This is a genomic window from Mesorhizobium sp. M7A.F.Ca.CA.003.01.2.1, from assembly GCF_003998945.1.
GTDB lineage: Bacteria > Pseudomonadota > Alphaproteobacteria > Rhizobiales > Rhizobiaceae > Mesorhizobium > Mesorhizobium ciceri.
Genome location: NZ_RZRA01001497.1, coordinates 1 through 752 on the forward strand (window position 1 = coordinate 1; position 752 = coordinate 752).

The window sequence follows — 752 nt, forward strand, 5'->3', positions numbered from 1 at the left end:
CGAGATGCTGGAGGCCGGTTTTTCCCGCGTCGGCGAATTTCACTATCTGCATCACGACCGCGATGGAAAACCCTACGCCAACCTCGCCGAGATGGCCGAGCGCATTGCGGCCGCGGCCGGCGAGGCAGGCATCGGCCTGACGCTTTTGCCGGTGTTTTATGCGCACTCGTCTTTCGGCGGTGCCGCACCAAACGAAGGCCAGCGGCGATTCATCAACGATGTGAATCGATTCTCGCGGCTTGTTGAGAAATGCCGCGAATCGGTTCGCGCGTTGGATCAGGCTGTTGTCGGCGTCGCTCCGCACAGCCTTCGCGCCGCGACACCGGAAGAACTGATTGACGTGACTGCCCTGGCGCCGGACGGGCCTATCCACATCCACATTGCCGAGCAGGTGAAAGAAGTCGAGGATTGCCTTGCCTGGTCGGGCGCGCGGCCGGTCGAATTTCTGCTGGCCAATGCCAAAGTCGACAAGCGCTGGTGCCTGATCCACGCCACCCACATGACCGATGCTGAAACCGTTGCCATGGCCAAAAGCGGTGCCATCGCCGGCCTATGCCCGATCACCGAGGCCAATCTCGGTGACGGCACTTTTGCCGCGCCGCTGTTCAGGGAACATGGCGGCCGCTATGGCGTCGGCTCCGATTCCAATGTGCTCATCGGCCTGCCCGACGAGTTGCGCCAGCTCGAATATTCGCAGCGCCTCGCCCACCGCGCCCGCAATGTGCTGGCGGTCGCAGGCGGCTCGACCGGCC

1 protein-coding gene is annotated in these 752 nt (G+C 63.4%); it reads left to right on the plus strand.

All coding sequences use genetic code 11. The features are described 5' to 3' along the window. Positions 1 to 752 (plus strand): amidohydrolase family protein (locus tag EN969_RS33745; RefSeq protein WP_164758781.1); only part of this gene is annotated, 752 nt, incomplete at both ends.